Below are 6,419 nucleotides of genomic sequence, written 5' to 3' on the forward strand. Positions count from 1 at the left end.
ACACTTTGTGTGTCTTTTGCCAAAAATCGGTAAAATCTCGCATACATCGGACTTCGGTAAAAAAATTACTTCATTAAAAAATCCCCTAAATAGATTCTTTTAAATAAAACTCCAAAAATGCCTTATCTTGTCCCTGCTTTTTTAACTCCTTTGCAATGGAGCGCAAACAAGGTATATTTACACCTAAAATCTCACGATTATTTGGCGTAATCTTTGTTTGAAAATCTTTATACTTTTTGCTTGCCTGCGCTTTTAAAAACTCTAGCAATTCTCTTTGAGAATCCACGCCAAAACCTCGCATTTCTTGCATTTAGCCCCCCCCCTATCATCTATCACGGAGGTGAAGCGGGATTTACTCCTGCGCAGGCGATACAATTAATACGCCCACTCCAAAATTACATATTAAGAAAGAATCCTAAGAAATCTTCACGCTAATTTCCTCATTTTTTAGTCCAAATTCAACCTTTGAGCCTTCTTTGATTTCATCTTTTAGGATTAAATCCGCAAGTCTGTCTTCTATCTCCTCATACAGCGCGCGTTTGAGCGGTCTTGCGCCATAGATTGGGTCAAATCCAGCTTTAGCGATGAACTCTTTTGCATGCTTTGTGAGCGTGATTTCGATGCCTTTTTCAGCCACGATTTTTGCAATATGTAAAAACATAATATCCACAATCCCCACAATCGCGCCCATATCAAGCGGATTGAAAATCACAATATCATCGAGGCGATTTAAAAACTCTGGCTTAAAATACTGCTTCAAAAGCTCTTTGACACGAGATTCTCGCTCGCCCTTATCAGTAGTTTCCAAAATCCTATCGCTTCCGATGTTGCTTGTCAAAATGATAATGGTGTTTGAAAAATCCACCACAACGCCCTTATTATCCGTCAAGCGCCCATCATCAAGCACCTGCAAGAGGATATTAAACACATCAGGGTGCGCCTTTTCAATCTCATCAAAAAGCACGACAGAATAAGGCTTGCGTCGCACCGCTTCGGTGAGCTGTCCGCCCTCCTCATAGCCCACATAGCCCGGCGCCGCGCCGACTAAACGACTGACGGAATGCTTTTCCATATATTCGCTCATATCGATACGGATAAGGTTTTTTGTGCTGTCAAACAAAAAGTTTGCGAGGCTTTTTGCACTTTGCGTTTTCCCCACGCCTGTGGGTCCGAGGAAAAGAAAGCTTCCGATTGGGCGCGAAGATTCATTTAAGCCCGCTTTATTGCGCTTGATTGCGCGAGAGATGGCGTGCAAAGCCTCATCTTGCCCAACCACGCTTTTTGCAAGCTCGGATTCAATGCCCAAAATGCGCTCTTTTTGGCTCTGTAACATTTTGCTTACAGGGATTTGCGTCCATCGACTGACAATCCCCGCGATAATCTCCTCTGTCACGGCATTTTTAAGCAGCGTGCCATCTTTTTGCATAGCCTCCCATTTCTCTTGCAATTTTTGCTCTTTTTCCTGCGCCTCGGGGATTTTGCCATAGTCAATTTCTGCGGCTTTGTTAAAATCGCCCGCCCTTTTTGCCAGCTCGGATTGACTTTGCAAAGAATCTACCTCACTTTTTAGCTCGGCAATTTGGCGGAAAATGCTTTTTTCATTTTCAAACTGCCCTTCTAATCGCGCTTTTTCCTCATTGTAGTTTCCTAGCTCTTTTTCGATTTCTTCAAGTCGCGCGGTGTTTGCCTTTTCGCCCTCCATATTGAGCGCTTGTTTTTCAACCTCAAGGCTTTGGATTTGACGCTTAATCTTGCTAAGCTCGTAAGGCTCGGATTCTATTTGCATTTTAAGCTCCGCCGCGCCCTCATCGATTAGGTCGATCGCCTTGTCAGGCAAAAATCTATCCGGGATATAGCGCTGGGAAAGCTTCACCGCAGCTACAAGCGCGGCGTCTGTAATATTGACATTATGATGCGCCTCTAGCTTTTGCTTGATCCCGCGCAGGATTTGCAACGCCTCGTTTGTGTTTGGCTCATTAAGCGTGATTGGCTGGAATCGCCTTGTAAGCGCGGCGTCCTTTTCAAAATATTTGCGATATTCCTTAAGCGTAGTCGCGCCGATTGTATGCAACTCACCGCGCGCTAATGCGGGCTTTAGGATATTTGCCGCATCCATACTACCTTCACTCGCGCCCGCGCCCACAATTGTGTGAATCTCATCGATAAACAAAATCACATTCCCGCTTTTTTTCACCTCATTAATAACCGCTTTTAGGCGCTCCTCAAACTCGCCCCTATACTTCGCGCCCGCGATAAGCGCGCTCATATCAAGGGCGATGACGCGTTTATTTTGCAAGCTCAAAGGCACATTTTTTGCCACAATTTTTTGCGCTAGTCCCTCCACCGCGGCAGTTTTCCCCACGCCGGGTTCGCCGAGCAAAATCGGATTATTTTTTGTCTTGCGGATAAGAATCTGCATCATCGCTGTAATCTCCTCATCGCGCCCGATGACTGGATCGATCTTGTTTTCAAGCGCCTTTTTGGTTAGATCGATTCCATATTTTTCTAAGGATTCAAAGTTATCATCATCGTTTTGATCTTGGATTTTCGCGCCTGCGCGGATAGCTTGCAGGGTTTTTTTCAGCTCGCTTATATCCACATATTTGGCAAAAATCTCTTTAAACGCAGAATCTTGCGCGTTTGCAACCAAAAAAGTATCCACCGCCACATAGCTATCGCCATTTTTCGTAGCCTCGCCGAGTGCGAGATTGAGCGCGTCGCTAAGGGATTTTGAGATGCTAAGATTTTCTTTTGATACGCTTGAAGCCTTAGGAAGCTTATCCACCACGCTGCGCGCCTCTAGCTCGATAGGGATTTTGTCAATATTGCATTTATTAAGCGCTTGATTAAGCAACGATTGAGAATCGCTCAAAAGCGCCCAATACATATGCGCAGGCGTGATTTCAGCGTTTTTGCTATGCAGTGCCAAAGCTGCGGCGCTATCGAGTGTTTGTTTGAGTTGGTTTGTGAGTTTTTCAAAAATATTCATATTATTCTCCTAAAAATAAAATGTGCTTTCTTAAACAAATTTTCTTAAAGTTTAAGTGTAGGCGCATTATATAAGTTTAGTCATTTAATGTCAAGTTTATTTATGAAAATCTCTACATTTTGAGTGGCTACGATAGAATCTTGCAGGCTTATCAAGCAAAAAACGCTGAGTATGCGCGCATAGATAATACAACGCTAAAAATATAGATTGCTTCGGATTCTTAACAGAATCCCCGCAATGATAGGAAATACCGCGCGTCATGTACTAGCGAGAGAATCAAGAGAGTCAATCCATAGAGCATCTATTTTTTTGTCATTGCGAGTCGATTTGTCGGCGGAGTAATCCAAAAAATGAAACTTTTTGAAATCTTTTTAAACCCTAAAGATTCTCCATTGCAAGGAATTTAAGAATCTTAAAAATAAAATCTTTGTAAGGGAATTCAAAACGCAAGTGAGATTCTAACAAAGAACTTTAGAAAATTTAAGAAACAAAACCTCGCAAAAATTTTAAATGACAAACTCCTAAAGATCCTGCAAAAGAAGCAACGCTTGATAATTTTATGCAATAATATAGAATCAAATCCATAGAATAAGGCAAATATAAAATGACAGAAAAATGCAAAATGCTTAAACTTCCCAAATCTCTTAGACTTTTTGTCGCTATAACCCCGCTTGTGTTTTTGTTTGGTGGGTGTATTGGCTGGGGTTGGTTTGTGCCTTATAGCTTACAACCTAGCTATTGGGAATTTAAAAAAATAGCTAGACTTGAACCAAAAACATATGAAGCACTTGGTGGCAAGCTTGATGATGAATATTTTGCTAAATTGCTTGCTTTAGTTGATATGGATTGGGATACGATGATAAAGACTAAAAAGCCACTTTGGGTTGTGGATGAATATATGAATATCATTCCAAATAGATTTGCTTATAAATTTAATAATCTATGCAAATATAATTGCAGACTTAAATATGATTTTACAATTTATATTACAATGAAAGGCGATGAGGTTGCAGAAAGAACTGCTAATTTCAGTGTAACTTGGTGGAACAACAGAAATTCATTGAGCGGTAATGAAGGAAGTATGGAAATATTAAGAGATGCTGGAGTAGAAATTTGCTCCACTCTCTTTCGCTCTCCTTGTCTTAAGTATTTTGGAGGTAAAAAAGATGGCAAATAAAGAGCAAATAAAAAAGATAAAAAATAATGCCGAATTAGCTTGGGCAGCGTATGGATATTTTCATCTAGCAAATAAAAATTATAAGCCAGAAAAAGGTAGTGAGGATAAAAAGAGGATAGATACTTTTACTGATATTAGAAAAAAAGAATTAAAAGCCGCGAACATAAAACATGATGATACTGATGAAATTTACCCCGCCCCCACAGATATACTAAATATAGATTACAAATACTACCGAGATGAAAAAGGCAACCCTATAAAAAGTTTCTTAGGCTTTGAATTTCTTGTGGATAAATTCTTAGGTGGTGACTTCACCCCCAACCAAGCAAAACAATTCTTTGAAAAATATGACCTACTTATTCACCAGCCAAACACAGAATCTGGATTCTCCGCTTGCTTATTTCAAAATAAAGAAACCAAAGAATTTACTCTAGCTCTAAGAGGGACAGAATTTAGGTTAAATAAAGACTTAATAAATGATTATTATATAGGCACAAATAACAACGATACAAAAAGAATTGTAGAACAATATATTGATATGCTTATATTTTATGAAGAGCAAGTAAGACCATTACTAGAACGACAAAAAATTAATCAAATCAATGTAACAGGGCATTCTTTGGGTGGATTTTTGACGCAATTGCTTGCTTTGGTTATTGTTTATTGTGTGAATGTTATAATATTTCGATTTTATAGCTTAGACTTTCTCTACGCTTTTTTATGGCTTACAAAGGGTAAAAGTCCCGATGAAATGTTACAATGAATAAGGACAATAATGATAAAAAGCTATCTTGAAAGCAAAGGATTAGATTCCACTACAAGCGGACAGATTGCTTGGTTTGTGTATAGTGTAGTTATATCTTATATTATCTTTACTCTAATACCATTAGAATCTACATTAGAATCTAAAGATGCTTCTTTTTTAGATTATATCTTTCCAACCTATCTTTATAATAACTATTTTAAACTTATATTTTTTTATTTATATTTTGTTTAAACATGTTTTATAAACATAATTTCATACCTATGTCAATACTAATCTTGTCTGCTTTAACAACACGCATTCATATCGTAGCTCCTTTTATATTTCTTGCTTTATCTATCATAGTAACTTATACTTTTTTTAAAAAAACCTATATAAAAAGCTATTTATTTTGGATTCTCTATTTTTGTGTTTTTGATCTATTATGTGAATATGCGGGGAGCAATGGAAAATGAAATACTATGTGACTATTTATATAGATCCATTATCAGATGGAGTTGGTTTCACCCACGCTTTTCTAGGCTTAAGTCATACCCATCCAGATTTTGCACACAAATGGTAAAAGTCTCAATAAGCGCCAAACAAAAGGATGACATTGAAAATCCCGATATATTCAAGATTCAAAAACTACCTTGAAAGCAAAGGATTGCATTCAGCTACAAGCGGGCAAATTGCTTGGTTTGGTTTTAGTGGCGTGATAAGTATAATATGTGGCTTTTTTATCGGTTTGTTATGTGCTATGGGGCTTAATTTGGCTGATTTTATTGCAACATTTATTTTTGTTTTAGTATTTTCAAGTATTTTAATTGGGTCTATTCTTGTATTTCTACACAAAAAATTTATGCCTCTTGGCTTATCGCTTATGATTTTTTATTTTATCTCTGTATTTGTGGAAAATAGTATTTTATTTGCAGTTGGGGCATTTGCAATTATTTTATTTTGGTTTTTATGCAATAAATTATCTATCAAAATAAAAATATTATTATGTATTGTATTCTTAATCTTTGAGTTTGTTTGGTTTATTTTATTTTTTGTTTTTACAAATAAAATCATATTGGCATAAGACAAAAGAGGTTTTTTATCTATGTGACTATTTATATAGATATTCTTTTTGAAAAAAACTTGTTAAAGCTGGATGTTACTCACGCCTTTTTAGGTTTAAGTCATATTCATCCAAATGAATTAGATGAACAGGATGAAAAACAAGACAAGAAAAACTTAAAAAAGCTGATTGGAAAGATATAGATAAGAAATGGTATGAAAGCCTAGAAACAAATGAATTTAATGATGGATTCTTTGGTTTTGCTCCTGTAGAATCTGTTGTTAGTCATTGGGGTAAAGTTTTTGAGAATAATCAATATATTTCAAAGGAGATGCAATGATTAAAAAAGAAATGTTTAATTATAATCTGCTTACTCAAGCATCTGATAAAATTCTTTGTATCATTGCAATAAATACCGCAAGTATCGGGTTTAGCGTTGGTATTATTT

At 37.0% G+C, this 6,419-nt stretch carries 6 protein-coding genes; 4 read left to right on the top strand and 2 right to left on the bottom strand.

The window, feature by feature from the left end:
* Positions 1–85 precede the first annotated feature (85 nt).
* Positions 86–310, bottom strand: coding sequence for a hypothetical protein (locus CQA49_RS09560; RefSeq protein WP_115575727.1), 225 nt, complete (start codon positions 308–310; stop codon positions 86–88).
* Between the two features lie 105 nt (positions 311–415).
* Entirely contained in the window at positions 416–2,989 is a 2,574-nt protein-coding gene (locus CQA49_RS09565) for an ATP-dependent Clp protease ATP-binding subunit (RefSeq protein WP_115575728.1), read from the bottom strand.
* A gap of 604 nt (positions 2,990–3,593) precedes the next feature.
* Between CQA49_RS09565 and CQA49_RS09570 the strand changes: the two genes are divergently transcribed.
* The 4 genes from CQA49_RS09570 (at position 3,594) to CQA49_RS10155 (ending at position 6,174) form a co-directional block, all read left to right on the top strand.
* Entirely contained in the window at positions 3,594–4,166 is a 573-nt protein-coding gene (locus tag CQA49_RS09570) for a hypothetical protein (RefSeq protein ID WP_115575729.1), read from the top strand.
* Positions 4,156–4,929 (top strand): lipase family protein, encoded by a 774-nt coding sequence (locus CQA49_RS09575; protein ID WP_115575730.1) that lies wholly within the window; start codon positions 4,156–4,158, stop codon positions 4,927–4,929. Before CQA49_RS09570 ends, CQA49_RS09575 begins: the two co-directional genes overlap by 11 nt.
* A 595-nt stretch (positions 4,930–5,524) precedes the next feature.
* Entirely contained in the window at positions 5,525–5,992 is a 468-nt protein-coding gene (locus CQA49_RS10150) for a hypothetical protein (RefSeq protein WP_181882665.1), read from the top strand.
* 23 nt (positions 5,993–6,015) lie between these two features.
* The gene (locus CQA49_RS10155; protein ID WP_181882666.1) at positions 6,016–6,174 is read left to right on the top strand and encodes a hypothetical protein; all 159 of its coding nucleotides are present in this window, start codon (positions 6,016–6,018) and stop codon (positions 6,172–6,174) included.
* Positions 6,175–6,419: the final 245 nt, after the last annotated feature.

The sequence above is a fragment of the Helicobacter sp. MIT 00-7814 genome, assembly GCF_003364115.1.
Lineage (GTDB): Bacteria > Campylobacterota > Campylobacteria > Campylobacterales > Helicobacteraceae > Helicobacter_F.